Raw genomic sequence first — 416 nt, forward strand, 5'->3', positions numbered from 1 at the left:
ATCTATCTCGAGCCGGCAACTGAACTGGTTGCTGGATGGATTGCCACTTGACCAACGTGATGCACATCCTTCCGTTGCTGCTAAAAAAGTGATTTGACGTCTGTTTCACCGGATAGTTTTATGCTATTCTTATCCCTATGAGAAAACAGGACGAGAAAACACAACTTACAATTGAAGAGCTCGAGAAGAAGAACGCACAGCTCGAACAGCGAAACAAAGAGCTCGAGGCCAAGATGGAATACTATAAGCAACAGTTTGCGCTACTTCAGGCGAAACGCTTTGGCACATCGAGTGAGAAGACAGACAAAGACCAATTGGATCTACAGTTGTTCAATGAGGCCGAAGTGTCTTCTGCTGTACTTCTTGCTGAACCTACACTCGAGACGATCAGTTACACGCGCAAAAAGAAGATCGGA

At 45.4% G+C, this 416-nt stretch carries 1 protein-coding gene; it reads left to right on the forward strand.

What is annotated here, in order from left to right:
* Window positions 1-137: 137 nt before the first annotated feature.
* On the forward strand, window positions 138-416 hold a 279-nt coding region (locus CF394_RS03545; RefSeq protein ID WP_207761676.1), incomplete at its 3' end, for an IS66 family transposase.

Origin of the sequence: Tetzosporium hominis (genome assembly GCF_002265435.1) — a bacterium.
In the GTDB taxonomy this organism is placed as follows: Bacteria; Bacillota; Bacilli; order Bacillales_A; family Planococcaceae; genus Chryseomicrobium; species Chryseomicrobium hominis.